23 protein-coding genes are annotated in these 24437 nt (G+C 65.2%); 4 read left to right on the top strand and 19 right to left on the bottom strand.

What is annotated here, in order from left to right; translation table 11 throughout:
* Nucleotides 1-20: 20 nt before the first annotated feature.
* Together MF6396_RS01190 and MF6396_RS01185 are read right to left on the bottom strand one after the other, a co-directional pair.
* Nucleotides 21-866 carry a mechanosensitive ion channel family protein gene (locus tag MF6396_RS01190; RefSeq protein WP_043862083.1) on the bottom strand — a complete coding sequence of 282 codons (846 nt, stop codon included), beginning with the start codon at nt 864-866 and terminating at the stop codon, nt 21-23.
* Between the two features lie 117 nt (nt 867-983).
* Entirely contained in the window at nt 984-1469 is a 486-nt protein-coding gene (locus MF6396_RS01185; protein WP_043862082.1) for a YajQ family cyclic di-GMP-binding protein, read from the bottom strand.
* A gap of 116 nt (nt 1470-1585) precedes the next feature.
* Between MF6396_RS01185 and MF6396_RS01180 the strand changes: the two genes are divergently transcribed.
* From MF6396_RS01180 to MF6396_RS01170, 3 genes are read left to right on the top strand one after another with little or no spacing between them, the layout of a single operon-like run.
* Complete coding sequence (locus tag MF6396_RS01180; protein ID WP_043862081.1) at nt 1586-2503, top strand: putative 2-dehydropantoate 2-reductase; 918 nt, start codon at nt 1586-1588, stop codon at nt 2501-2503.
* A gap of 46 nt (nt 2504-2549) precedes the next feature.
* The gene (locus MF6396_RS01175; protein WP_078479530.1) at nt 2550-4586 is read left to right on the top strand and encodes an ATP-binding protein; all 2037 of its coding nucleotides are present in this window, start codon (nt 2550-2552) and stop codon (nt 4584-4586) included.
* 2 nt (nt 4587-4588) lie between these two features.
* Entirely contained in the window at nt 4589-5149 is a 561-nt protein-coding gene (locus MF6396_RS01170) for a cob(I)yrinic acid a,c-diamide adenosyltransferase (RefSeq protein WP_078479529.1), read from the top strand.
* A 78-nt stretch (nt 5150-5227) separates the two neighbouring features.
* Here MF6396_RS01170 and MF6396_RS01165 read toward each other — a convergent pair whose 3' ends face one another.
* From MF6396_RS01165 to secA, 4 genes are all read right to left on the bottom strand, one after another.
* Entirely contained in the window at nt 5228-6172 is a 945-nt protein-coding gene (locus MF6396_RS01165) for a Nudix family hydrolase (RefSeq protein ID WP_078479528.1), read from the bottom strand.
* Nucleotides 6169-6801, bottom strand: coding sequence for a glutathione S-transferase (locus tag MF6396_RS01160; RefSeq protein ID WP_054914832.1), 633 nt, complete (start codon nt 6799-6801; stop codon nt 6169-6171). The genes MF6396_RS01165 and MF6396_RS01160 overlap by 4 nt, the downstream gene beginning before the upstream one ends.
* A 101-nt stretch (nt 6802-6902) precedes the next feature.
* Nucleotides 6903-8120 (bottom strand): bifunctional glutamate N-acetyltransferase/amino-acid acetyltransferase ArgJ, encoded by a 1218-nt coding sequence (gene argJ, locus MF6396_RS01155; protein ID WP_078479527.1) that lies wholly within the window; start codon nt 8118-8120, stop codon nt 6903-6905.
* A gap of 124 nt (nt 8121-8244) precedes the next feature.
* Nucleotides 8245-10980 (bottom strand): preprotein translocase subunit SecA, encoded by a 2736-nt coding sequence (gene secA / locus MF6396_RS01150; RefSeq protein ID WP_078479526.1) that lies wholly within the window; start codon nt 10978-10980, stop codon nt 8245-8247.
* 262 nt (nt 10981-11242) lie between these two features.
* Between secA and MF6396_RS01145 the strand changes: the two genes are divergently transcribed.
* On the top strand, nt 11243-11692 hold the full coding sequence (locus MF6396_RS01145) for a DUF721 domain-containing protein (protein WP_054914835.1): 450 nt from the start codon (nt 11243-11245) through the stop codon (nt 11690-11692).
* 335 nt (nt 11693-12027) lie between these two features.
* Here the strand turns inward: MF6396_RS01145 and MF6396_RS01140 are convergent, their stop codons facing one another.
* The 13 genes from MF6396_RS01140 to MF6396_RS01080 are packed head-to-tail and all read right to left on the bottom strand — an operon-like array spanning nt 12028 to nt 24358.
* Nucleotides 12028-12270: a DUF2274 domain-containing protein gene (locus MF6396_RS01140; RefSeq protein ID WP_004883121.1), complete on the bottom strand. Its 243-nt coding sequence runs from the start codon at nt 12268-12270 to the stop codon at nt 12028-12030.
* A complete protein-coding gene (locus MF6396_RS01135) occupies nt 12267-13547 on the bottom strand; it encodes a TrbI/VirB10 family protein (RefSeq protein WP_004883119.1) in 1281 nt (426 codons plus the stop codon). Before MF6396_RS01135 ends, MF6396_RS01140 begins: the two co-directional genes overlap by 4 nt.
* A gap of 2 nt (nt 13548-13549) precedes the next feature.
* Nucleotides 13550-14542: a P-type conjugative transfer protein TrbG gene (gene trbG, locus MF6396_RS01130; protein ID WP_004883112.1), complete on the bottom strand. Its 993-nt coding sequence runs from the start codon at nt 14540-14542 to the stop codon at nt 13550-13552.
* Entirely contained in the window at nt 14539-15243 is a 705-nt protein-coding gene (gene trbF, locus MF6396_RS01125) for a conjugal transfer protein TrbF (RefSeq protein WP_004883108.1), read from the bottom strand. The genes trbG and trbF overlap by 4 nt, the downstream gene beginning before the upstream one ends.
* Nucleotides 15244-15272: 29 nt before the next feature.
* Nucleotides 15273-16637, bottom strand: coding sequence for a P-type conjugative transfer protein TrbL (gene trbL, locus MF6396_RS01120; protein ID WP_078479525.1), 1365 nt, complete (start codon nt 16635-16637; stop codon nt 15273-15275).
* Nucleotides 16634-16960, bottom strand: a complete 327-nt coding sequence (locus tag MF6396_RS01115; RefSeq protein ID WP_004883103.1) for a hypothetical protein — start codon at nt 16958-16960, stop codon at nt 16634-16636. The genes trbL and MF6396_RS01115 overlap by 4 nt, the downstream gene beginning before the upstream one ends.
* Before the next feature lie 12 nt (nt 16961-16972).
* Nucleotides 16973-17710, bottom strand: coding sequence for a P-type conjugative transfer protein TrbJ (trbJ, locus tag MF6396_RS01110; RefSeq protein ID WP_004883101.1), 738 nt, complete (start codon nt 17708-17710; stop codon nt 16973-16975).
* On the bottom strand, nt 17707-20157 hold the full coding sequence (gene trbE, locus MF6396_RS01105; protein ID WP_004883099.1) for a conjugal transfer protein TrbE: 2451 nt from the start codon (nt 20155-20157) through the stop codon (nt 17707-17709). Before trbE ends, trbJ begins: the two co-directional genes overlap by 4 nt.
* Nucleotides 20158-20168: 11 nt before the next feature.
* A complete protein-coding gene (locus tag MF6396_RS01100) occupies nt 20169-20441 on the bottom strand; it encodes a VirB3 family type IV secretion system protein (RefSeq protein WP_004883097.1) in 273 nt (90 codons plus the stop codon).
* Entirely contained in the window at nt 20438-20821 is a 384-nt protein-coding gene (locus MF6396_RS01095) for a TrbC/VirB2 family protein (protein WP_004883090.1), read from the bottom strand. Before MF6396_RS01095 ends, MF6396_RS01100 begins: the two co-directional genes overlap by 4 nt.
* Nucleotides 20818-21885 (bottom strand): P-type conjugative transfer ATPase TrbB, encoded by a 1068-nt coding sequence (gene trbB / locus MF6396_RS01090; protein ID WP_004883088.1) that lies wholly within the window; start codon nt 21883-21885, stop codon nt 20818-20820. The genes MF6396_RS01095 and trbB overlap by 4 nt, the downstream gene beginning before the upstream one ends.
* A complete protein-coding gene (locus MF6396_RS01085; RefSeq protein ID WP_004883086.1) occupies nt 21882-22346 on the bottom strand; it encodes a ribbon-helix-helix protein, CopG family in 465 nt (154 codons plus the stop codon). Before MF6396_RS01085 ends, trbB begins: the two co-directional genes overlap by 4 nt.
* Nucleotides 22343-24358: a conjugal transfer protein TraG gene (locus MF6396_RS01080; RefSeq protein WP_004883083.1), complete on the bottom strand. Its 2016-nt coding sequence runs from the start codon at nt 24356-24358 to the stop codon at nt 22343-22345. The genes MF6396_RS01085 and MF6396_RS01080 overlap by 4 nt, the downstream gene beginning before the upstream one ends.
* Nucleotides 24359-24437 lie beyond the last annotated feature (79 nt).

Genomic DNA, 24437 nt, shown 5'->3' with positions numbered 1-24437 from the left:
GCGATGAGCTCGAGGCGTTATTACTGCACGGCCGCTTCCTGCACCACACGGATTACCCGCTGCGGAAACGGGATGTCGATGCCCTCGGCCTTCAACCGGTCGCGCGCATGCTCGTTGAGCATGAACATTACGTCCCAGTAGTCAGCCGTCTTCACCCAGGCTCGCAGCGACACGGTGATCGAGCTGTCGCCCAGTGCCGAAATCACCGCCTGGGGCGCGCCCGGTTCCTGCAGCACCCGCGGGTCATTGGCCAGGTCCAGCAGCACCTTGCGCGCTACCTGCAGGTCGGCCTCGTAGTCCACGCCCACATCGAACACCACCTTGCGGGTCGGCTGGCGGTTGGTGTTGGTGATGATGCCGTTGGACAGGCTGCCGTTGGGCAGGATCACCGTCTTGTTGTCACCGGTACGCAGCACCGTGTGGAAGATCTGGATGCTGTCCACGGTACCGCTGACCCCCTGGGCCTCGATCCAGTCGCCCAGGCGGAACGGACGGAACAGCAGGATCAGCACCCCACCGGCGAAGTTCGCCAGGCTGCCCTGCAAGGCCAGGCCGATGGCCAGGCCGGCGGCACCGATAGCGGCCACGAACGAGGTGGTCTCGATGCCGATCATCGAGGCCACGCTGACCACCAGCAGGATCTTCAGAATGATGTTCGCCAGGCTGCTGATGAAGCCTTGCAGCGCCAGGTCAGCGTTGCGCAGGGCCAGCAGCTTGCCCAGGCGGTAGGTGACCTTGTTGATCACCCACCAGCCGATGGCCAGGGTCAGCAGCGCCAGCAACAGGCGACTGCCGTATTCCATGATCATCGGGATCCAGGTCTGCGAAGTCCTGACCAACTGATCCACTTCAGCGTTCAAATCCATAGGTTGTCTCCTGATGCCGGGCGGCAAAAAACGGGGAAAGCGTGGCGCCGCAATCGTTTCAGCGGCCGCAGAAACCTCGGACGCCGAAACGGCGCCAAGGTTCCGGGTGTACGGGGATCAGTCGCGGAAGTTGTTGAACTGCAGCGGCATGCCGAACTCCTTGGCACGCAGGGCCGCGATGGCCTCCTGCAGGTCGTCGCGTTTCTTGCCGGTAACGCGTACCTGCTCGCCCTGGATGGCGGCCTGGACCTTGAGCTTGGCGTCCTTGATGTGGGCGACGATCTTCTTGGCCAGTTCCTTGTCGATGCCTTCCTTCAGCGTCGCTTCCTGCTTCATCACCTTGCCCGATGCGAAGGCATCCTTGACCTCCAGGCACTGCACGTCGATCTTGCGCTTGACCAGCGCCAGCTTGAGGATGTCGATCATCGCCTCGAGCTGGAACTCGGCCTCGGCGGTGAGGTTGACGGTCAGTTCCTTTTCCTTGAACTCGAAGCTGCCCTTGCCCTTGAGGTCGTAGCGGCGGTCGAGCTCCTTGACCGCGTTTTCCACGGCGTTGGTGACTTCGTGCTTGTCCAGTTCCGATACCACGTCGAACGACGGCATATCCATTCTCCAAAAAAATAAACGCACGCTCATGGGCCCCTGGTCGCAGAGCATGATGGAGCGTGCCGGGTTTGACGGTTAAAATGCGGGTTCATTATAACGGTTGCGAAACGCAGATGAGCAGCACCTGGCATATTCTCGGCGCCGGCAGCCTGGGCAGCCTCTGGGCCTGCCGCCTGGCTCAGGCCGGCAAGGCGGTCCGCCTGATCCTGCGCGACCCTGCGCGCCTGCACGCCTACGAGGCGGCGGGCGGCCTGAGCCTGGTACACAACGGCCAGGCGCAGCGCCACGCGATCCCCGCCGAAACCGCCGATGCAGGCACGCCTATCCACCGGCTGCTGGTGGCCTGCAAGGCCTACGACGCGCCCGCGGCAGTGGCGCAGCTGGCGCCCCGACTGGCGCGCAATGCCGAGCTGGTGCTGCTGCAGAACGGCCTGGGCAGCCAGGACGAAGTCGCCAGCCAGGTCCCCCACGCACGCTGCATCTTCGCCTCCAGCACCGAGGGCGCGTTTCGCGAAGCCGACTGGCAGGTGAACTTTGCCGGGCATGGCTTCAACTGGCTGGGCGACCCGGCCAACCCGCTGCCGCCCGATTGGCTCGACGACCTGACCGACGCCGGCATCCCGCACCAGTGGACCCCGGACATCCTCACCCGGCTATGGCGCAAGCTGGCGCTCAACTGCGCCATCAACCCACTGACCGTGCTGCATGCGTGCCGCAACGGCGGCCTGGCCGAGCATCACTGCGAGGTGGCCACGCTGTGCGCGGAACTGGCCGAGCTGCTGCAGCACTGCGGCCAGCCCGAAGCCGCCACCGATCTGCAGGTCGAGGTCGAACGGGTCATCCAGGCCACGGCGGCGAACTACTCTTCCATGTACCAGGACGTGCGCCAGGGCCGACGCACCGAGATCCACTACCTGCTCGGCCACGCCTGCCGCGTTGCCGCCCGCCACGGCCGCCATCTGGCGCACCTTGAACGGCTGCACCGGCGCCTGGTCGAACACCTGAACGCACGCGGGTTGCCCAGCGACTGAGGGCAACGCTACCCTGCCCCTCCACCCACAGGATCACGCCGTCACCATGCCCTTGCGCGAACGCCTGGAAAACCTGCCGGTCGGCCAGAAGCTGCTGGCCGCCCTGCTGGTGCTGCTGATCACCATTCTGCTGGTGGCCAACCTGACCTTCATCAGCGCCGCCTACTGGATCTCCCAGGAGGCCATGGCGCCCCAGGCCCTGCAGACCATCGGCCGCCTGGTATCGCACCCGGAGCTGGCACAGCGCGCCGCCGACTCGCCAGAGGCGGCCAACGACCTGCTCAAGGAACTGGACAGCTACACCCCACTGCGCGCCGCCGCGCTGTATGGCAGCGACGGCAAGCTGCTGGCGCAGTTGCAGCACGGCGAACCCCTGGCAGTGCCCAAGCGCTACCGCAACATCGAGAGCTGGCGCCTGACCGAGTTTCGCAGCACCCAGCTGGTAACCCTGCCGCGCCCCGGCAACCCGCCCGGGCATCTGCTGCTGGTGGCCAGCAGCGAGCTGCCGATGGCCTTCTATACCGGCACGCTGACCGCCAGCCTGGGCATCCTGGTGTTCAGCATCCTGCTATGGATGCTGATTGCGCGGCAGATCAAGCGCCTGATCACCCAGCCGATCTACCAGCTCGAACAGCTCTCGCGCCAGGTGACCCGCGAAGAGAACTATGCCCTGCGCGCGCGCCCCGGCAACCGCGACGAAATCGGCAGCCTGGCCGAGGCGTTCAACACCATGCTGTCGCGCATCGAAGCCCGCGAACAGCAACTCAAGCGCGCCCGCGACGAATTCCAGACCGCCTATGACCAGGCCCAGGGCCTGGCCGAGGAAACCCGTCACACCAACCGCAAGCTGGAACTCGAAGTACAGGTGCGCAGCAAGATCGAGCGCAAGCTCACCGGCTTTCAGAACTACCTCAACAGCATCATCGACTCCATGCCCTCGGCACTGATCGCCCTGGACGAACAGCTCTACGTGACCCAGTGGAACCAGGAGGCCAGCGCGCTTTCCGGCACGCCGCTGGACGAGGCGCTGAATCAGCCGATCTTCCTCGCGTTCGAGCCGCTCAAGCCGTTCCTGCCGCAGCTCAAGGAAAGCGTCGAGAAGCACCGCGTGGCCAAGATCGAGCGGGTCACCTGGACCAGGGGCGACGATGCGCGCCACTACGCCCTGACCTTCTACCCGCTGATGGGCGGTGGCGGGCGCGGCGTGGTGATTCGCATCGACGACATCACCCAGCGCCTGTCGCTCGAAGAGATGATGGTGCAGTCGGAGAAGATGCTCTCGGTCGGTGGCCTGGCTGCTGGCATGGCCCACGAGATCAACAACCCGCTGGGGGCGATCCTGCACAACGTGCAGAACATCCGTCGACGCCTGTCCCCCGACCTGCCGAAGAACCTGGAGCAGGCCAGCGAAACCGGCATCGACCTGGGTACGGTCAACCAGTACCTGGAAAACCGCCAGGTACCCCAGTTGCTCGATGGTATCCAGCAGGCCGGCGCACGAGCGGCCAAGATCGTCACCCACATGCTCAGCTTCAGCCGCCGCAGCAACCGCCAGATGGCACCGTGCGACCTGCCGGCACTGATCGACCAGGCGGTGGAGATCGCCGGCAACGACTTCGACCTGACCGAAGGCTTCGACTTCAAGGGCCAGGCCATCGTGCGCCAGTTCGACCCGGCCCTGGGCCCGGTGCCCGGCACCGCCAACGAGCTGGAACAGGTGCTGCTCAACCTGCTCAAGAACGCCGCCCAGGCGATTCACCAGCGCGAAGACGACAGCGAACCGGGGCGTATCATCCTGCGTACCCGGCTCAACCCGCCGTGGGCCGAGAGCCAGGTCGAAGACAACGGCGTGGGCATGCCCGAGGCGGTGCGCAAGCGCACCTTCGAGCCGTTCTTCACCACCAAGGAAATCGGCCAGGGCACTGGCCTGGGCCTGTCGGTGTCGTATTTCATCATCACCAACAACCACAAGGGCCAGATGGAGGTGCAGTCGGCGCCGGGTCAGGGCACGTGCTTCACCTTGCGCCTGCCGTTGAGCAACCTGCCGATGCCACCCCCCGGCCCGCCAACGATGGAGTCATGAGCATGGGTTTTCGCTTGTCGAAGATTTACACCCGCACCGGCGACAAGGGCGAAACCGGCCTGGGCGACGGCCGTCGCGTCGCCAAGGACCATCCGCGCATCGAGGCCATCGGCGAGGTGGACACGCTCAACAGCCAGCTGGGCGTGTTGCTGGCAGGCCTGGCCGAGCAACACCTGGACGAGGTGGTCGAAGTGCTGGCGCCGTGTCAGCATCGGCTATTCGACCTGGGTGGTGAGCTGGCGATGCCCAGTTACAAGGCCTTGAACGAGGCCGAGGTGCAGCGCCTGGAAGCGGCGATCGACCACTGGAACGAAGAGCTGGGGCCTCTGGAGAACTTCATTCTGCCGGGCGGTTCGGCGCTGATTGCCCAGGCCCATGTATGCCGCAGCCTGGCCCGCAGTGCGGAGCGGCGGTGTCAGCAGTTGAATGCGGCAGAGCCGCTGGCTGGGGTGGGGCTGGCGTACATCAATCGGCTGTCGGACTTGCTGTTCGTGGCGGCGCGGGTGATTGCGCGGCGCCAGGGGGTGGCGGAGGTGTTGTGGCAGGCTGCGGCCAGGCCATGACGCCGCTTCGCCGGCAAGGCCGGCTCCTACAAAGGTCAGCGCCGTCTGTAGGAGCCGGCCTTGCCGGCGAGGCTTCACTCAGGCCTCAGGCCAGAACGCCCGAATTCCGGCCACGCCTTGGGCGCCGAACTGCCAGGCCCGCTCGCAATCAGCCGGCCCCACGCCACCCAGCACATACACCGGCCGATTGAAGCCTTCGATCAGCTCGCTGACCTGCTCCCAGCCCAACGGTACCGCCTCGGGATGCGTCTGGGTCGCCTGCACCGGCGACAGGGTGACGAAATCCACCCCCATCTGCTCGGCCAGCGCCAGTTCTTCGGCGTTGTGACATGACGCGGCCAGCCAGCGCTCCCTGGGGAACGGTCGGCCCTTGGGCGCGTATTTGCGCAACTGCTCGGCCGTAAGGTGCCACCCTGCCGCCGGGAAATCGCCCAGCCACTCCAGCGGCCCCTTGAGCATCAACTGCGCCTTGCCGGCACACAGCCCCACCGCATCCACCGCCACATCGCGGTACTTGGGGTCGTAGCCGTTGGGCGCGCGCAACTGCACCAGCTTGATCCCGCCGGCAATCGCCTTCTGGATGCCGCGCAGCAACTGCGGGGCTTCCAGTTCGCCCGGGGTGATCAGGTAGTGGCCAGGCAACCGCGCGGCCGCCACGATGGGCTGGTTGGCTTCAGGGAAGTCGTATTGCGGCAGTTCGCGTGGTGACACCCAGGCCAGTGGCTGGCCTTCGGCGCCATGGGGCTCGCCGGTAAAGCCGTCGACCTCCCACACGTCCAGCAGCACCTGCTTGTCGGGGTAGTCGTGACGCACCTTGATCAAGGGCCGCGCACGGGTCACGACGATGCCCAGTTCCTCGTGCAGCTCGCGGGCCAGGGCGATCTCGACCGCCTCCCCCGCCTCCACCTTGCCGCCGGGAAACTCCCACAGGCCGCCCTGGTGCTGGCTGTCGGCACGGCGCGCAATCAGGATGCGCCCGTCGGTGCCACGGATCACCGCAGCGGCAACATGCACCCGCTTCACGACGCACGCTCCGCCAGCGCAGCCTTCTGCCAGGCCTGGAAGGCCGGCCACTGGTAGATGGCCTCGACGTAGGCGGCGGCTGCCGCAGGCAGTTCGACACGGTAGCTGCGCAGGCGCACCGCCACCGGGGCGAAGAAGGCGTCGGCCAGGCTCAGTTCGCCGAACAGGTACGGGCCCGGGGTCTTGGCCACCAGGCGGCACTCGGACCACAGCGCGACGATGCGGTCGATGTCGATCTGCACCTCGAGTGGAATGCTCTCAAGGGCCTGATCGTGGTCCAGGTTCATCGGCATGGTGCTGCGCAGGGCGAAGAAGCCACTGTGCATCTGCGCGCAGGCCGAACGCGCCTGGGCCCGGGCAGCGATGTCGCTGGGCCACAGGTTGGCTTCAGGGTGGCGCTCGGCCAGGTACTCGGCGATTGCCAGCGAATCGGCGATGGTGCCGTGTTCGGACTTGAGCAGGGGCACCTTGCCGGTGGCGGAGTGCGCCAGGATGCGCTGGCGGGTATCGGGCTGGTTGAGGGTGATCAGCAGTTCGGTGTAGGGCACCCTGGCAAGTTCGAGGGCCAGGGCGGCGCGCAGCGACCAGGAGGAATACAGCTTGTCGCCGATGATCAGTTGGTAGCTCATGGGTGGGCTCCATCGGGATGTGCGGGGGCCTATTGCGGGTCAAGCCCGCTCCCACAGGGTTACTGCAATCCTTGAGGGAGCGGGCTTGACCCGCAATACGGTCAGGTACGGTATTCGGCGTTGATCTTCACATACTCATGGGACAGGTCGGTGGTCCAGATCGTCTCGCTGCAGTCGCCACGCCCCAGGTCGATGCGGATGGTGATCTCTTCCTGGGCCATCACGGCCGAGCCCTGGGCCTCGGTGTAGGTGGCGTTGCGGCCGCCTTTGCTGGCGATGCACACATCGTCCAGGTACACGTCGATCAGGCTCACGTCCAGGTTCGGCACGCCAGCACGGCCCACAGCTGCCAGGATCCGGCCCCAGTTCGGGTCGGAGGCGAACAGCGCGGTCTTGATCAGCGGCGAATGCGCCACGGCATAGCCAACGTCCAGGCATTCCTGATGATTGCCACCACCGTTGACCTGAACGGTCACGAACTTGGTCGCGCCTTCACCGTCACGCACGATGGCCTGGGCCACTTCCATGCACACCTCGAACACCGCCTTTTTCAGCGCGTCGAACAGCGGGCCGCGGGCTTCGGTCACTTCAGCCACGTCGGCCTTGCCGGTGGCGATCAGCATGCAGCAATCGTTGGTCGAGGTATCGCCGTCGATGGTGATGCGGTTGAACGACTTGTTGGCACCGTCCAGCAGCAGGTCCTTGAGCACGGCCGGCGCCACCTTGGCGTCGGTGGCGATGTAGCCGAGCATGGTCGCCATGTTCGGGCGGATCATCCCGGCGCCCTTGCTGATGCCGGTCACGGTGATGGTCACGCCGTCATGCTGGAACTGGCGGCTGGCACCCTTGGGCAGGGTGTCGGTGGTCATGATGCCGGTGGCGGCCTCGGCCCAGTTGTTTTCCGACAGGTCGTCCAGGGCGGCCTGCAGCGCGCCTTCGATCTTCTCGACCGGCAGTGGCTCACCGATCACACCGGTGGAGAACGGCAGCACCGCATCGGCGTCGACACCCGCCAGCTCGGCCAGCCTGGCGCAGGTGCGCTCGGCAGCGGCCAGGCCGGGGGCGCCGGTACCGGCGTTGGCGTTGCCGGTGTTGGTCAGCAGGTAACGCACACTGCCCTGCACGCGCTGCTTGGCCAGGATCACCGGGGCAGCGCAGAACGCATTGAGGGTGAACACGCCGGCAACGCTGGAGCCTTCGGCGCAGCGCATTACCACAACGTCCTTGCGCCCGGGGCGCTTGATGCCCGCAGAGGCAATACCGAGTTCAAAACCTGGAACCGGGTGCAACGTTGGCAAAGGACCAAGACCGACAGCCATGAAAGCGCTCCTAGAAAAAAGGCGCCGGCTCGAGATACCGGCGCTTGAGATGGAACAACGCCGCGACGGTTGGGCCCGTCGCGGCGCGGTGTTCAGATATCAGCAGGGGGCAACGGCGGTGCGATCAGTCGATCTTGCCGTGGCACTGCTTGAACTTCTTGCCCGAACCGCACCAGCAGGGTTCGTTGCGGCCCAGCTTCTGCTCGTTGCGCACCGGCGCTGCGGCCACGGCGACGTCGGCACCCTCCTCAAGCAGCTCGCCCGCTTCCAGGCCAGGGGCCTCGGCGTGCTGGAACTGCATGCGCTGGGCCAGCTCTTCGGCTTCGCGGCGCAGGCGTGCTTCCTCTTCGATCGGGTCTTCGCGGCGAACCTGAACGTGCGAGAGCACGCGGATGGTGTCGCGCTTGATCGAGTCCAGCAGTTCCTGGAACAGGGCAAACGACTCGCGCTTGTATTCCTGCTTCGGGTTCTTCTGGGCGTAGCCACGCAGGTGGATACCGTGGCGCAGGTGATCCATGGTCGACAGGTGGTCTTTCCACAGGTCGTCGATCACACGCAGCAGGATCTGCTTCTCGAAGGTACGCAGGGCATCGGCGCTGGCCTGCTCTTCCTTCTCGTTGTAGGCCGCCATCAGCTCGGCCATCAACTTCTCGCGCAGGGTCTCTTCGTACAGGTGGTCGTCTTCGTCCAGCCACTGCTGGATCGGCAGCTTGACCCCGAAATCGCTGGCCAGGGCCGCTTCCAGGCCCGGCACGTCCCACTGCTCGGGCAGCGACTGTGGCGGGATGTGCTGGGCCACGGTGGCATCGAGCACTTCCTGGCGGAACTCGGCGATGGTGTCGCCGATGTTGGTCGCCGCCAGCAGGCTGTTGCGCATGTGGTAGATGACCTTACGCTGCTCGTTGGCCACGTCGTCGAATTCGAGCAGTTGCTTGCGGATGTCGAAGTTGCGACCTTCGACCTTGCGCTGGGCCTTCTCGATGGCGTTGGTGACCATGCGGTGCTCGATGGCCTCGCCGGACTGCATGCCCAGGGCCTTCATGAAGTTCTTGACCCGGTCGGAGGCGAAGATGCGCATCAGGCTGTCTTCCAGCGACAGGTAGAAGCGGCTCGAGCCCGGGTCGCCCTGACGGCCGGAACGGCCACGCAGCTGGTTGTCGATACGGCGCGATTCGTGGCGCTCGGAGGCGATCACGTGCAGACCACCGGACTCGATCACCTGCTGGTGACGCTTCTGCCAGTCGGCCTTGACCTGGGCAACCTGCTCGGGCGTCGGGTTGTCCATGGCAGCCACTTCGACTTCCCAGTTGCCGCCCAGCAGGATGTCAGTACCACGACCGGCCATGTTGGTGGCGATGGTCAGTGCACCCGGGCGACCGGCCTGGGCGATGATCTCAGCTTCCTTCTCGTGGAACTTGGCGTTCAGGACCTTGTGATCGATGCCTTCCTTGATCAGCAGGTTGGACATGTGCTCGGAGGTTTCGATGGTGGCGGTACCCACCAGCACCGGACGCCCGGAAGCCATGCTCTCCTTGATGTCGGCGATGATCGCGGTGTACTTCTCTTCGGCAGTCAGATAGACCAGGTCGTTGAAGTCCTTGCGCGCCAGCGGCTTGTTCGGCGGGATCACCATCACGTTGAGCTGGTAGATCTGAGCGAATTCGAACGCTTCGGTGTCAGCGGTACCGGTCATGCCGGACAGCTTGTTGTACAGGCGGAAGTAGTTCTGGAACGTGGTCGAGGCCAGGGTCTGGCTCTCGGGCTGGATGTTCAGGTGTTCCTTGGCCTCGATGGCCTGGTGCAGGCCCTCGGACAGGCGACGGCCCGGCATGGTGCGGCCGGTGTGCTCGTCGATCAGCAGGATCTGGCCGTCCTGCACGATGTACTCGACATTGCGGTGGAACAGCTTGTGGGCACGCAGGCCGGCATACACGTGGGTCAGCAGGCCCAGGTTGTGCGCCGAGTAGAGGCTCTCGCCCTCGGCCAGCATGCCGACCTGGGTGAGCATCTCTTCGATGTACTGGTGGCCGGCTTCGTTGAGTTCGACCTGGCGGGTCTTCTCGTCGATGCTGTAGTGGCCTTCCTGGGTGACCTGGCCTTCGACCTCTTCGATGTGCTGCTTGAGCTGCGGGATCAGCTTGTTGATCTCGATGTACAGCTTGGAGCTGTCTTCGGCCTGGCCGGAGATGATCAGCGGGGTACGGGCTTCGTCGATCAGGATGGAGTCGACTTCGTCGATCACGGCGAAATTCAGCTCGCGCTGGAATTTCTCTTCCATGCTGAACGCCATGTTGTCGCGCAGGTAGTCGAAACCGAATTCGTTGTTGGTGCCGTAGGTGATGTCGGCGGCATAGGCGATGCGCTTTTCTTCCGGCGGCTGGAACGGGGTGACCACACCCACGGTGAGGCCCAGGTATTCATACAGAGGGCGCATCCAGTTGGCGTCGCGGCGGGCCAGGTAGTCGTTGACCGTGACCACGTGCACGCCCTTGCCGGACAGCGCGTTGAGGTACACGCCCAGGGTCGCCACCAGGGTCTTGCCTTCACCGGTACGCATCTCTGCGATCATGCCCTCGTGCAAGGTCATGCCACCGATCAGCTGTACATCGAAGTGACGCATGCCCATGACCCGCTTGCCGGCCTCACGCGCAACGGCGAAGGCTTCGGGCAACAGTTGGTCAAGGGTCTCGCCTTTGGCCAGGCGCTCTTTGAACGCTGCGGTCTTGGCCCGCAACTGCTCGTCCGTCAGGGCGACCATCTGCTCTTCGAAGGCATTGACGATCTGTACCGTCTTGAGCATGCGTTTGACTTCACGCTCGTTCTTGCTTCCAAAAAGTTTTTTTAACAAAGGCGCAAACATATTGGCAGGATCTTCCACACGTAGGGATGGAGGGCGGCCCCGTGAGTCGCCCGTGCAGCCCTTATGGCCGCATGCGAACGAGCATTCTACCCGGAAACGATGGTGAGGAAAGTGGCGGATTTCCACGATGCTGGCACAGCGCTTTTGACGGGGCTTTTTTACAATAAGGCCTTTTTCGCCAACTTCAACCCATCGTCACATGAAGAATTACCGGCGGGGCGATCTGTTAAGATGGCGCCACTGTACTTTTCGGACCCTGCCCATGGCTTTTCGCCCCCTGCCCGCCCGTGCACCCGCCGTGCTTTTGCGTGAAGCGCGACCGCTCAAGGCCCTGTTCAGCCAGGCCCAGCGCCTGGCCCAGCTGCAGCGCCTGGTGGAGAGCCAGTTGCAGCCGGCAGCGCGCGAGCATTGCCATGTGGCCTCGTGGCGCGAGGGTACGCTGCTGCTGATCGTCACCGACGGGCACTGGGCCACGCGCCTGCGCTACCAGCAGAAACGCCTGCTGCGCCAGCTGCAGATGATGGAGGCCTTCAGCAGCCTGACCCGCATCAATTTCAGGGTGCAGCCGGTGGCCGGTGTGGCACCCGCGGCGGGGCACCCGATGGACATCTCGACACGTTCGGCGCAGAACATCCACGCTACGGCCGAAGGGATCACCGACCCCAAGCTCAAGGCGGCGCTGGAGCGCCTGGCCAGGCACGGCAAGGGATAGACGAGCGCACAGCGCTCGCAAACCTGCGAGTGCGCGGCAATAAAAAATGTCCGCAGTCAAGCGATTGTTGAAATCAGCCTGATGGCCGGAAGTCTATATGGGGTGCGGGTTTGGCTCTACTTCGGGCCGCCTTGCGGGGCTGTGGCGTTGTGGGCTGGGAGCCACATAGGAGCTTCGCGGTAGAAAGCCCGAGCGTGCTGCATCGGGGGCGGTTGCCTGCAGGCGGTAGCCGCGTTTGGTCTTCATAGCCCAATCGGTCGCCGTCCTCCAGAATGAAGAACGCGCAGCCTTGGGCTGCGCGTTTGAGGGATGGCCGCCAGCGGAAACCGGCATCATCAGCTTGGCTTCGGCGGCGCGGCCTTGCCCGCGCCTCCCTTCCTGAATCCCCGATCTCCGACCATGAAGGCTTCTAGCATGTGCGGAATTAGCACCGTGGCATCGACCGCCTCGCCGTAGGTCTGCGCGTGCAGCGTAGCGTAGCGGTCGAGGTCGGCTTTCAGGCTGGCCGGGCAAGCAAAAGTCAGCTTCGTGGATTCCGTTTTCGGCAGCGGCCCGAGCCGTAGCTTGCGCGTCGTCATCGCGAAGTCCCCCTGTTGAAGAAAAGTGGCTGGTACGGCCGCAGCACCAGATCGCGGTTGACGATGATGCGAACCGGCAAGCCGGGGCGCTCCGTCAAGGTGGGCTGGATGTTGAGGTTGCGCCGGGTCATCTCCTGACCGACCTGATTGATGCTGTCCTGGGCGCTATCGCGGCCGGCGATGATGACGCGATCACCGTCCTGCCGGTTCTCCGGCGCAGCCAGTTCGGCACCGATGCCCAGTAGCGTCGTCAGTGCCGCACCGGCAAAGACGCGATCCCAATGCCAATCCACATCATCTTCCAAGCCGGCGTAGCCGGCCGGATCGGTGCCGGCCAAGTTGTCGAGCTTGAGCGAAGACGTGTCGGGCAGGATGATCCGGTTCCACACCACTTGCACGCGGCTCTGCCCGTAGCTGACCTGGCTGTTGTATTTGCCCAGGATGCGTGACCCCTGCGGGATCAGCAGGAACTTGCCGGTAGCCGTGTCATAGACCGGCTCCGTCACTGTGGCGATCACATCGCCCGGCAAGTCCGACTTGATGCCCGTCACCAGCGCCCCGGCGACCACCGTTCCGGCCATGACCTGATACGGCGACGCCGGCAGCGTCAGGTTGCCGGAATCACGGGCTTCCGTGGTTCCGGCTTTCTGGAATGCCTCTTTCTGGTCTTGCCGGTTCTGCACGGCGGTCGGGTCGGCGGGCTGGGCCGCCGTCGACGCAGGCCCGGCCGCCAGCGGGTCGAAGGCCGCATTGGCGGTGAAGCCCGGCGCAGCGGCTACCTGTGTCTGCGCCACCGGCGCGGCCTTCTGCGAACCAGAGCGGAAGAACACCGCCGATGCCGCTGCTGCTTCGGCTTCCTTGCGCAACGCGTCGTTGGGGTCGTTGCCGGGGGCCGCGTAGGCGGCCGTCACCGGCTGCTGCGACTTCACAATGGCCGGGCCAAGATCGCCTGGCAGCGGCGGCCCCAACTCCGGCACGGATGCCGCCAAGGGGGGCGGCAGCTTCGAGTAGTCCGCCGGCAGCGCGTCCAACCCTTCGGACTTCGAGACGCGATCGACGTTGTAAAGCTCGGTCTGCTCGCCTGCACCGCGCCGCTGCGGTTGCAGCGACCACATCAGCGCGCCGAGCACAGCGACCGAGAGACCGCCGACGAGGATGGCCAGCGTGCGCCGGTTCAGGCGCGTGACCGGGCGCGGTTGGGCGCGCAGCGCAACTGCCTCGGGTGCCACCTTGCCCGCATGCGGCGTGGCGAGGTCGGGAGTGTCGTCCTGGCTCATGGTCAGTTCCTCCGCGCCAAGCCATCCGTGCGTTCGATACGCACCACGTCACCCTTGTCGCCGCCCAGGCGCAGTTCGGCCGCGCCGAACAGCCGATCCACGATGTAGTAAGGCGAGCGAAAACGGTAATTCACCAGTTGTCCGTCGCCCTGCGCGCCGATGACGAACAGCGGTGGCAGCTCGCCTTGGGCGATTCCCGGCGGGAACTGGATATAGACCTTCTCGCCATCGTCGAAGGCGCGCAGCGGCTTCCACGGCGGATTGCTGCCTGAGACGGAATATCGGAAGCGGATCTTCTCCAGCGACAGTCCGGTATCGACCGGTGCGGCGGCGCTAGCCGCCTGCGACTGGCGCTGCAAGGCCAACATCCGGTCTTTTGGGTAGTCCCAGGACACCGACGCCATCCATGCCTTTTCCGTCGAGGTCAGTTCCAGCAGGTATGTTCTGCGACTGGTGGTGATGACCAAATTCGTCTTGAGGCCTGAGCGGATGGGCTTGACCAGCACATTGATGCGCATCGCGTCGCCGCTGCCGCTGGACGTGTCACCGACGATCCAGCGCACGGTATCGCCGGCTGCGACCGTCACTAGTTCCTCGCCCGGCTGCAAGGAAACCACGGTCACGCGTCCCGGCGCGGCATAGACTTGGTAGAGCGCACCATCGGTGAAGGGCCACACCTGAATCGCATTGACGTAGCCCTCGCGCGTGGGCGCGATGCGCGCCTCGGCATTGGCACGGGAAACGCGCACCTTCTCATCGGCCGGCTCCGGCTTAGCCGGGGCCGCGTCCAACTCGTGCAGCGGCTTCAACTGCGCTGGCAGCGCCAGCGGCTCGGGCATGGCGACGACTTCCACTGGAGCAGGCGGCTCCGGCAGCGGCTGTGCCTGCACCGGCTCATCGAGCGAAATGGACGGAGGCGGCTTGCCCTGCGAAGCGCAGCCCGACAGGGCCACCACGGTCAGCGCGAAAGCGTATAAGCGGAAAGACAGGTTCATGGCTTGGCTCCTTCAGAAGAATCCAGTTCGCGGCTCCACGACAGGCCGTTGACGTAGATACCCAGCGGGTTCTTGCGCAGGCGCTGTTCGGTGCGCGGGGTTTGCAGGACGGTGGAAAGCACCGCGTTCCATCGCTCGGTCCCGGCGGGGGCACCGTTGATGAACCGTTGCTCCGTCCAACGGACGTTGAACGAGGCATCGCTGGCGCGTACCACGCTGGTGATCTGCACCGTCACCGACTCGCGGCCAACACGGGCGAAAGGATCGTTCTTGCTGGCGTAGTCGTTGAGCACCGCCGCGCCTTTGTCGGTGGTGTAGTCGTAGGCGTCCAGCCAGTTTTGCCGCACCACGATGGGATCGATAGACAGCGAGCGCACCAGCGTCACGAAGCGCGCCAGGTGGTGCGCGATCTGCGCATCGGCGGGCCGGTACGGCGTGGCGGCTTCGCCGACGGCGCGCACCTGCCCCGACTGATCGACCTCGATGACGTAAGGGGTGACGATGGACTGCGCCGAGCGCCACACCAGGCCACCGGCCATCAGCAGCGCAAGCGTGAGGCAGCCGAAGGCCATAAAACGCCAGTTCTTGGCCTGGACGCGGGCCGAGCCGATGCGCTCGTCCCACACCTGCGCGGCGGATTGGTACGGGGTGGCAGGCTGCGGCGTGTCGGCATAGCGCACCTGCGGGCGTTTGAATCGCATAGGGTTCTCCTTGGTGGTCAGGTATCGGGTCACGCATCGGGGCGCAGGCTTGGGCCTTGCCCTGAGCCGCCGCCGTCGCCACTGCGCAGCGTGTGGGCTGCGGTGGTTGCGGCATGGGTGATCTGCTGGCGGCGGTGCATCCGCTTTGCCCAGGCGGGTTGCTCTTGCTTCGGCGCGCTGGCTGCGCCTTCGCCTGCGGCGGCCTGGCCGGAACCGGCAGCGCCGACATCCGCACCGTTCCATCCTGCCCGGAAGGAGTCGGCCACCTTCTGACCGGCAGCGGAAGCGCCCGATGCAGCTCGGCGGCCTGCCGCTTGCGCGCCGGTCTTGGCGACATTGCCGAGGCCCGCAGCCGCGCCTTTAGCCCCGCCGCCCGCAGCGGCGGAACCGGCCTGGAATGCGGACTTGGCGCTGCTGGCCGCCGACGTGGCGGCGCGTGCGCCGCTCCCGGCCAGCTTTGCGGCGGCCGGGGCCATGCGTGCGCCCGCCATGACGGCACCGCCCACGCCGGTCGCGGCGGCACCGATGGCAACACCCGTGCCTACCGCGCCGACGGCAGCGCCCGCCATCGCACCCGCGCCGAGCTGCGGCGCACCGGACACAAGGCCCGTGGCGATGGCGGGGCCGAAGATGCCCAGCGCCAGCAAGGCAAGCGAAGCCAGCATCACGACAAGCGCATGGTCGATGGAAGGCTCGTCGGGATGAACCTGGAACTCCGCGAACAGGCCCGAGCCGATGCCGACGATTACCGCCAGCACCAAGACCTTGATGCCTGACGAAACCACATTGCCGAGCACCTTTTCCGCGAGGAACGAGGTTTTGTTCCAGAGCGCAAACGGGATCAAGACGAAGCCGGCAAGCGTGGTCAGCTTGAACTCGATCAACGTGATGAAAAGCTGAACCGCGAGCACGAAGAAACAGAGGATCACCACCAGCCAAGCGATGAACAGCACCACGATGGGGTCGAGGTTCACGAACACTTCGGGGAAGCCGGCCATGTCACCGATCTGGTCGAGGATCGGCGCAGCGGCGTCGATGCCGGTCTTGGCAAGCCGACCCGGCTGCAAGAAGTTCTCCATCGTTATGGCCGAGCCAGTGGCGGTGATGCCTAGCCCGGCGAACGAGCGGAACACGATGCTCGACAGCCAATTGAAGTTACCGATGATGTAGGCGAAGGCACCGACGTAAAGCACCTTGCGCAGCAGCTTGGCGATCACGTCCTCGCCCTGGCCGGTCGCATGGCTCATGGCCCAATACAGACCGGCAATGGTCATGTCGATGACAATGAGAGTGGCCGTCAGGAACGCGACTTCGCCTTGCAGCAGACCGAAACCGGAGTCGATGTAGCGCGAGAAGGTATCGAGGAATCTGTCGATGATCGTTACGTCGTTCATGGCGTGTCCTCCGCAGCGGCGAGCGACGCATCACCTTCCGGCGCGTCGTCGGTTGGCGTGTCGAAACTCGCCGGAATCGGCGGCAGTTCTGCCAGCGTCCGGTATTCGTCCGGCCCAGTCTGGCCGGTGAAGAAGCGCCGCCGGAAGGCTTCGGCAGCGGCGCGACAGGTGTCTTCGCCTGCGGTTTGCCGGTCGGCTGCGCATTGGGCGCGCAGCGCCTTGAGCCGCACGGGATCGGCGGCCAAGGTGGCGGTCAGGTCTTCAGCCGGCTGCTGGCCGCATGCGGTCAGCAGCACGGCCAGCAGGACAGGAACGCATCGCATGGCCGCCTCCCGTCAGTTGTTGTAGAAGTTGACGGACTGCGGTGTGTACGGCGTGCCGGTGCCCAGGAAGCGCCGCCGCACTTCGCGGGCGCGCTCGGTGGCCGCTGCCTGCCGCGCCAGCTCCAGCGAGGCCGCCCTGTCTTGTGTGATCTGGAGCTGCTGGGCCTGGATGGACTGCTTGGCCTGCAAGGCGAGAAGCTGGTTCGTTGCCTGCATCGCTTGCAGCGCACCCGTGGCCGATTGGCTTTGGCTCACGAGGTCGGCCAGCGCGCTTTCGTCTTGCGTCAGGTTCTGCGACACCTGCGCCTGCATCCGCATCGCGGTGTGCAGGCCGTCGAGCGTGTTCTTCCAGCGTTCGCGTGCGTCCTGTGCCATGCGGTCGCCGCTGATGGTGGCGGCGTACTGCTCCGGGTACAGGCGCGAGAACGTGGCATCCATGCTCTGCACGTCGTAGGCCAGCCCTTGCGCCTCGGCAATCAGGCGTTCAGTCGTGGCGAGCGTCGAGCGCAGCCGGTTGACGATGTTGAAGTCGAGATTCGCCAGGTTGCGCGCCTGGTTCATCAACATCTGCGCTTCGTTCTGGAGCTGGTTGATCTGGTTGTTGATCTGCTCCAGCGTGCGGATGGCAGTCAGCGTGTTCTGCACCAAGTTGACGGGATCAACGAAAGTGAGCGCCGCCGCTGGCTGAGCGAGCATCAGCGAGCCGGCCAGCGCGGCGGCGAGCGAAACGGAAAGTACACGGGTCTTCATGGCGAAATCTCCAGGGGTTGAGTAGCGAGGAAAGAAGCCGCCGACGGCGAGGACGGCAGCAGGTCGGCGGCCCAATCGAGGCCGCGATGGCGTAGCCACGCACCGGCGAAGCCGGGAGCGCCGGCCTGCGTCAGCACTCGGTCAATGTCGCGTTGGTCTTGCGGTGTGGATGCGCCCGAGAAGGCGAGCGCGGCTGGCCCCAGGTCGAGGTCGAACAGACGATTGCCCAGGCGCGATTGGTAGTAGTAGTCGCGCTTGGGCTGCGCGGTGGCGACGATTTCGATTTGCCGACTGTTGAGGCCAAAGCCCTCGTAGACCGTGCGAATCTGCGGCTCGGTCGCCTGCGGGTTGGGCAAGAAAATCCGGCTCGCGCAGCTTTCGATGATCGCGGGCGCGATGGTCGAATCCTTGATGTCGGCAAGCGACTGCGTGGCGAAGATCACCGACACGTTTTTCTTGCGCAGAGTTTTCAACCATTGCCGGATGCGTGCCGCGAAGGACGGTTCATCAAGGAATAGCCAGGCTTCATCGAGAATCAGCAGCGTGGGAGCACCGTCGAAACGTGCATCGAAGCGGGCGAACAAGTAGCGCAGCACCGCTTGCACGGCGGCGGGGCTGTGCATTAGCTCTTCCATCTCAAAGCCCTGCACGTCGCCGCTGCCGAGCCGGTCGCGGTCGGCATCCAGTAGCTTGCCGTGCGCGCCGCCCAGCACATACGGCGACAATGCCTGCCGCAGCGCGTTCGATTGCAGCAGCACCGAAAGCCCGGTCATCGTGCGCTGCTCCACCGGCGCACCAGCGAGGCTGCCGAGCGCCGACCAAATGGCGGCTTTCTCGTCGGGGCCGACGGTCACGCCTTCATGCAGCAGGCGGCCTTCGATCCACTCGGCGGCCCAGGTGCGATAGCCTTCGCTGTCGATACGGGCCAAGGGCTGAAAGGCAATGGCGCCGTCCGCGCCGAGGTCGTAGTGTTCGCCGCCCAGGCCCAGCACCGTCGCCCGCATGGATCGCCCCATGTCGAAGGCGAAGATGCGCGAGCCGCCATAGCGGCGGAACTGCAAGGCGAGCATCGCCAGCAGGACAGATTTTCCCATGCCCGTCGGCCCCGCGACCAGCGTATGCCCCACGTCGCCGATGTGCGTCACCAGCCGGAACGGCGTCGCGCCATCCGTGCGCGTGACGATCAGCGGCGGGCCGTCGAGATGGGCGTTTTTCTCCGGCCCAGCCCACACGGCGGACACCGGCATCATGTGCGCCAGATTCAGCGTCGAGACGATGGGCTGGCGCACGTTGGCATAGGCATTGCCTGGTATGGACGACAGCCACGCATCGACTGCATTTAAGGTTTCGGGGATGGTGACGAAGCCACGTCCTTGGATGACACGTTCCACCATGCGCAGCTTTTCGTCGGCTACGGCAGGGTCGTCATCGAACACCGTCACCGTGGCGGTGAGGTAGCCGAAGGCGACTTGATCGCTGCCAAGCTCTTGCAAGGCGGCATCCGCGTCGGCCGCCTTGTTGCTGGCATCCGTGTCCACCAGCGGCGATTCCTGCTGGAAGATGGTTTCGCGCAGTAGCGCAATGACATTCTTCCGTTTCGCAAACCACTGGCGACGCAGGCGGCCCAGCTCCTTTTCCGCCTCGGCTTTATCGAGGCAGAGAAACCGGGTACTCCAGCGATAGGCAAAGCCCAGGCGATTGAGGTCGTCCAGCAGGCCCGGCCAGGTCGAGGTCGGAAAGCCCCGCACCGACACCACGCGCAGATGCTGGTCACCCAGCATGGGCGCAAGGCCGCCGACTAGGGCGGAATCGGCCAGCAGTGCGTCGAGGTGGAAAGGCACCTCGGGCACGGCCAGCCGGTAGCGCCGCGTGGACACCGTGGCGTGAAGATAAGTCAGCGTCGCGGCATCGTCCAACCAGACGATTTCTGGCATCACGCCATCGAGCAGGTCGAAAACCCGATCCGTTTCTGCCAGGAAGGCGTCAAGCCGACCGCGCCAGTCCACACCATCGCCCGGCGCGTGCTCGTAGAGCAGCTTGGCTGCACGAGCGCGGGATTCCTCCGGCGGCAGATAGGCTAGCGTCAGGTGATAGCTGCTTTCGTAGTGGTTCCCCGATTCCTCAAAGGCAGCGCGGCGTTCTTCGTCCACCAGCCAGGACAGCGGTTCGGGAAAGTCGGAATGCGGATAGTCCGCGGCCGACTGGCGCTCGGCTTCCACGAACAGCGCCCAGCCCGAACCCAGCCGGCGCAACGCGTTGTTTAGCCGTGCCGTCGTGGCGATCAATTCGCCCTGCGTGGCGCTGTCCAGATCAGGCCCGCGAAAGCGCGCCGTGCGCTGAAACGAGCCATCCTTGTTCAGCACCACGCCCGGCGCGATCAGCCCAGCCCAGGGAAGCCAGTCGGCCAGCAAGGCGGGCCGCTGGCGGTATTCGGCAAGGTTAAGCATGGCGGCGTCTCCTACACGTCCAGCAGCGGCTTGTGCTTGATGTGCCGGGCGAAGACCTGCATGAACTGCGGATCGACCCTCGCGCCCCACACGGCCAGCGAGTGACCGACGATCCAGAGCACTACGCCAGGAATCCAGAGTTGCAGGCCCAGCCCGACGGCAGCGGCTAGCGTGCCGTTGGCAATCGCCACCGTGCGCGGTGCGCCGCCCATCAAGAGCGGCTCGGTCAGCGAGCGATGTAGCGGCACCTCGAAGCCGGCCGCGAAGCTATCCGGGCCACTCATACGACAGCCCCGCCGGAGAAGCTGAAGAACGACAGGAAGAACGAGGACGCGGCGAACGCGATGCTCAAACCGAACACGATCTGGATCAGCTTGCGAAAGCCGCCCGACGTGTCGCCGAAGGCGAGCGCGAGGCCCGTGGCGATGATGATGATGACCGCGACGATGCGTGCCACCGGCCCCTGAATCGACTCCAGAATGGATTGCAGCGGGCCTTCCCATGGCATCGAGGAGCCGGATGCCTTCGCCGTGCCCGCCGTCATCAGCATGACTGCGGCCAGCAGCAGGCCGTGGTGCGCGGGGCCGGCCAGCCGCCGCAGGCGTGCGATGGTTGAAACCGGATTTACGGAATTACGGAAAGCGTGAACGTGCATCTGCGTCATGGCAGTTCTCCAGGTAGGTCAAGGGACGAGGAAGGCGCAGCGGCATCGGCTGCGAGAGGAACCGGCATCAGCTCGGGAAACGGTGTTTCCAGCGCGTCCGCCAGGCGATAGCCGGTGCCGTCGAAACCGACGACACGGGCGATGCTTTCGACGCGGCGCTTGCGGCCACGCCCGGCGATGTGGATCACGACGTTGACCGCCTCGGCGATCAGCGCACGCGGTGGGTTCACCGCCACTTCAAGAATCAACTGTTCGAGGCGCAGCAGCGCGCCCAGCGCGGAACCGGCGTGGATGGTGGCGATGCCGCCGGGGTGGCCGGTGCCCCACACCTTAACCAAGTCCAGGGCTTCGCCGCCGCGTACCTCGCCGACGATCACGCGGTCGGGGCGCAGGCGCATCGTGGCCCGCACCAGCTCGGTCATAGACACGACGCCAGCGCGGGTGCGCAGCGGCACATGGTCGCGGGCTGCGCATTGCAGCTCGATGGTGTCTTCGAGCACAAGCACGCGGTCGCCCGTGGCGGCGATCTCCGCAAGCAAGGCATTGGCGAGTGTGGTTTTGCCGCTGCTCGTCGCCCCGGCGATCAGGATGTTCTGGCGCTCACGCACGGCGCGGCGCAGGAACTCGGCCTGGCCTGTGGTCAAGATGCCGTCGGCCACATAGCGATCCAGCCCGATGATGCTCACGGCGCGCTTGCGCAGCGCGAAGGCTGGGCCGGGCGCTGCGGGCGGCAAGATGCCCTCGAACCGCTCGCCGGTTTCGGGCAGCTCGGCGGTCAGCAGCGGCCGCCCGCGATGCACCTCTGCGCCGACGTGCGCAGCCACCAGCCGGATGATGCGTTCGCCATCGTCTTGGGACAGCTCCACGCCCAGCGGCATGCGGCCCGATGACAACCGATCCACCCATAGGGTGCGGTCGGGGTTGAGCATGATTTCCACCACGTCGGGGTCGGCCAGCGCAGCGGCGATGACTGGCCCCATTGCCGTGCGCAGCATCTGGATACGGCGATCCAGAGAGGTTGCGGCGGATGAGAGTTCGGGCGGGGTTTGCGGAATGGCGCTCATGAGGCACGCTCCTGCGCTTCAGCCAGTGCCTCCGCGTCATCCATTCGCGCCGGGTCTGGGTGCAGTTCTTCCACAACGTCGCGCACCAGGCTGCGGCCACGCAGCAGGTGGCGGCCGAGCCGCTCCACGAATTGCTCGAAACGCGCTTTGCCTTGGGCGCGAGCTGCGTCCTGATGGGCTTCGGGAATCGGGGTGCTGACGGTCAGGAAGTAGCGGATGAACAGCGCCAGTGTTTCGATCTGGATGTTCTGGTCGCGCTCCATGCGCTCGGCCTGCCGCGACAGGCGATCGAGCCGCTTGGCGATGGCCGCCTCGCGCTGGTCGCCAGCATCGGGCGATAGCCACGACGCGAGCGCCGCCGCGACAATGGACGACTTGGACACGCCTTTCTTGGCGGCCAGTTCTTCGAGACGCTTGGCGTGCTCGGGCTGAATGAACAGATTGAGGCGGTATTGGCTCATAAGTCGATTCCGTCGTTGGGGTCGAGGGAAGCCAGCCGGGCCGTGCGCTGCATGGCCGGGTCGAGCTGGCCGGGAAGCGGCAGCGGCAGGTCGTCGTCGTCATCGAGCAGAGTCAGGTCATGGCCGGCGAGCAGCGGTTCGGGGCTGTATTCGCTGACTTCGGATAGCTCCGGCTGTCGGCGTGGGCCGCCGTCATCGGCGGTGCCTGTGCCATCGCCGGACAGGCCCGCAGCCCGGACCGTTGACACGGCTGGGATCGATAGGCCGCTCCAGTCGTCGGGCCGGGCCGGTGGCGCGTCCGCGTATTGCCCGGCCGCGAGCACAGGCGGCGGTAAAACGCGGTTCTTGAAATTCGCGTCGGCGTAGTAGCGCAGCTTCTTGGCCTTGATCGGTGCCACGCTGGACACCATCACCACAGCTTCCTCAGTCGGAAGCTGCATCACTTCACCGGGCGTCAGTAGCGGGCGGGCCGTCTCCTGCCGCGACACCATGAGGTGCCCCAGCCACGGTGCCAATCTGTGCCCGGCATAGTTGCGCTGCGCGCGCAGTTCGGTAGCGGTGCCAAGCGTTTCGGAGATCCGTTTCGCAGTGCGTTCATCGTTGGTGGCGAACGTCACGCGGACATGGCAGTTATCCAGAATCGAATGGTTCTGGCCGTAGGCTTTGTCGATCTGGTTGAGCGATTGGGCGATAAGAAAACTGCGGATTCCGTAGCCCGCCATGAAGGCAAGCGCCGTCTCGAAGAAGTCCAGGCGGCCCAGCGCCGGGAACTCATCGAGCATCAGCAGCAGCTTGTGGCGGCGTTCGATGCCGTCGCTGCCGTCGAGCGATTCGGTGAGCCGTCGGCCGATCTGGTTGAGGATCAGGCGAATGAGCGGTTTCGTCCGCGAAATATCCGAAGGTGGCACTACCAGATAAAGCGACACCGGATGCTCGGACGCGATCAGGTCGGCGATACGCCAGTCGCAGCGCGAGGTGACTTCGGCCACCGTGGGGTCGCGGTAGAGGCCCAGGAACGACATGGCGGTGCTCAACACGCCGGAACGCTCGTTGTCCGACTTGTTGAGCACTTCGCGCGCCGCCGAAGCGACGACTGGATGCGGGCCACCACCTTCCACGTTCACGAGGTGCTGTGTGGTCATCATCCGGTGCAAGGTCAGCTCGAAGGGGCTGGCCGGATCGGAGAGGAAATTGGCGACGCCGCGCAGCGTCTTGTCCTCGCCCGCGTAGAGCACATGCAGGATGGCCCCGACCAGCAGCGCGTGCGAAGTCTTCTCCCAATGGTTGCGCTTCTCAAGCGCGCCTTCTGGATCGACCAGAATGTCGGCTATGTTCTGTACGTCACGCACTTCATGTGCGCCGCGCCGAACTTCCAGCAGCGGGTTGTAGGCCGCCGACTTCGCATCGGTCGGATTGAACAGCAGGCAGTGTGAGTAGCGTGAGCGCCAACCTGCGGTGATCTGCCAATTCTCGCCCTTGATGTCGTGGACTACGGCGGATGCAGGCCAAGAAAGCAGCGTCGGCACCACAAGGCCGACGCCTTTGCCTGAGCGCGTGGGCGCGAAAGTGAGGATGTGTTCCGGGCCTTCATGCCGAAGGTACTTGCCATCGTGCTGACCGAGGAACACGCCGATCGGCTGCGTAAGGCCGGCTTTGCGAATGTCCTCCGTACTTGCCCAGCGTGCCGAGCCATAGGTCGTGACTAGGCGTGATTGACGAGAGCGCCAGATCGACATGCAGACTGCGACCACCACCGCCAGCAAGCCACTGCCACCCGCTATGGCACCGCCCGTGTCGAAAACGCGTGGCGCGTAGGCATCGAAGAAGAACCACCACTCAAACAGCTTCCACGGGAGGTAGATCGGTGTGCCGAGGAAATCAAACCAGGGGGAGCCAAGGCGTACCTGATAGCCAAGGGCTGCTGCCGTCCATTGTGTGGCGCCCCACACACCCGCGATCACGATGCCGAATACCACGGCTATCTGACCGAACAGCACATTCGTACCTTGCATAGCCCCGCCTCCAATCTCTCCTACGCTGATTCCCTTGGGAAACGCGGCTTAGAAATGTGCCGCAGGCGTCAGGATCGGT

Source organism: Pseudomonas sp. MF6396, from assembly GCF_002018915.1.
In the GTDB taxonomy this organism is placed as follows: Bacteria; Pseudomonadota; Gammaproteobacteria; order Pseudomonadales; family Pseudomonadaceae; genus Aquipseudomonas; species Aquipseudomonas palmensis.
Note: the sequence above shows the minus strand (reverse complement) of the source record. Positions and strands in the feature narration are given on the sequence as shown.

Excerpts from the sequence above, each read along its gene's own strand:
- MF6396_RS01095 (WP_004883090.1), bottom strand. The coding sequence starts at position 20,821 with ATGACGCAGATGCACGTTCACGCTTTCCGTAATTCCGTAAATCCGGTT.
- MF6396_RS01175 (WP_078479530.1), top strand. The coding sequence starts at position 2,550 with ATGCCCTTGCGCGAACGCCTGGAAAACCTGCCGGTCGGCCAGAAGCTG.
- trbB (WP_004883088.1), bottom strand. The coding sequence starts at position 21,885 with ATGAGCGCCATTCCGCAAACCCCGCCCGAACTCTCATCCGCCGCAACC.
- secA (WP_078479526.1), bottom strand. The coding sequence starts at position 10,980 with ATGTTTGCGCCTTTGTTAAAAAAACTTTTTGGAAGCAAGAACGAGCGT.
- MF6396_RS01160 (WP_054914832.1), bottom strand. The coding sequence starts at position 6,801 with ATGAGCTACCAACTGATCATCGGCGACAAGCTGTATTCCTCCTGGTCG.
- MF6396_RS01115 (WP_004883103.1), bottom strand. The coding sequence starts at position 16,960 with ATGCGATGCGTTCCTGTCCTGCTGGCCGTGCTGCTGACCGCATGCGGC.
- trbF (WP_004883108.1), bottom strand. The coding sequence starts at position 15,243 with ATGCGATTCAAACGCCCGCAGGTGCGCTATGCCGACACGCCGCAGCCT.
- argJ (WP_078479527.1), bottom strand. The coding sequence starts at position 8,120 with ATGGCTGTCGGTCTTGGTCCTTTGCCAACGTTGCACCCGGTTCCAGGT.
- MF6396_RS01140 (WP_004883121.1), bottom strand. The coding sequence starts at position 12,270 with ATGACGACGCGCAAGCTACGGCTCGGGCCGCTGCCGAAAACGGAATCC.
- MF6396_RS01100 (WP_004883097.1), bottom strand. The coding sequence starts at position 20,441 with ATGAGTGGCCCGGATAGCTTCGCGGCCGGCTTCGAGGTGCCGCTACAT.
- trbG (WP_004883112.1), bottom strand. The coding sequence starts at position 14,542 with ATGAACCTGTCTTTCCGCTTATACGCTTTCGCGCTGACCGTGGTGGCC.
- trbJ (WP_004883101.1), bottom strand. The coding sequence starts at position 17,710 with ATGAAGACCCGTGTACTTTCCGTTTCGCTCGCCGCCGCGCTGGCCGGC.
- MF6396_RS01085 (WP_004883086.1), bottom strand. The coding sequence starts at position 22,346 with ATGAGCCAATACCGCCTCAATCTGTTCATTCAGCCCGAGCACGCCAAG.
- MF6396_RS01170 (WP_078479529.1), top strand. The coding sequence starts at position 4,589 with ATGGGTTTTCGCTTGTCGAAGATTTACACCCGCACCGGCGACAAGGGC.
- trbE (WP_004883099.1), bottom strand. The coding sequence starts at position 20,157 with ATGCTTAACCTTGCCGAATACCGCCAGCGGCCCGCCTTGCTGGCCGAC.
- MF6396_RS01190 (WP_043862083.1), bottom strand. The coding sequence starts at position 866 with ATGGATTTGAACGCTGAAGTGGATCAGTTGGTCAGGACTTCGCAGACC.
- trbL (WP_078479525.1), bottom strand. The coding sequence starts at position 16,637 with ATGAACGACGTAACGATCATCGACAGATTCCTCGATACCTTCTCGCGC.
- MF6396_RS01080 (WP_004883083.1), bottom strand. The coding sequence starts at position 24,358 with ATGCAAGGTACGAATGTGCTGTTCGGTCAGATAGCCGTGGTATTCGGC.
- MF6396_RS01145 (WP_054914835.1), top strand. The coding sequence starts at position 11,243 with ATGGCTTTTCGCCCCCTGCCCGCCCGTGCACCCGCCGTGCTTTTGCGT.
- MF6396_RS01180 (WP_043862081.1), top strand. The coding sequence starts at position 1,586 with ATGAGCAGCACCTGGCATATTCTCGGCGCCGGCAGCCTGGGCAGCCTC.
- MF6396_RS01185 (WP_043862082.1), bottom strand. The coding sequence starts at position 1,469 with ATGCCGTCGTTCGACGTGGTATCGGAACTGGACAAGCACGAAGTCACC.
- MF6396_RS01135 (WP_004883119.1), bottom strand. The coding sequence starts at position 13,547 with ATGAGCCAGGACGACACTCCCGACCTCGCCACGCCGCATGCGGGCAAG.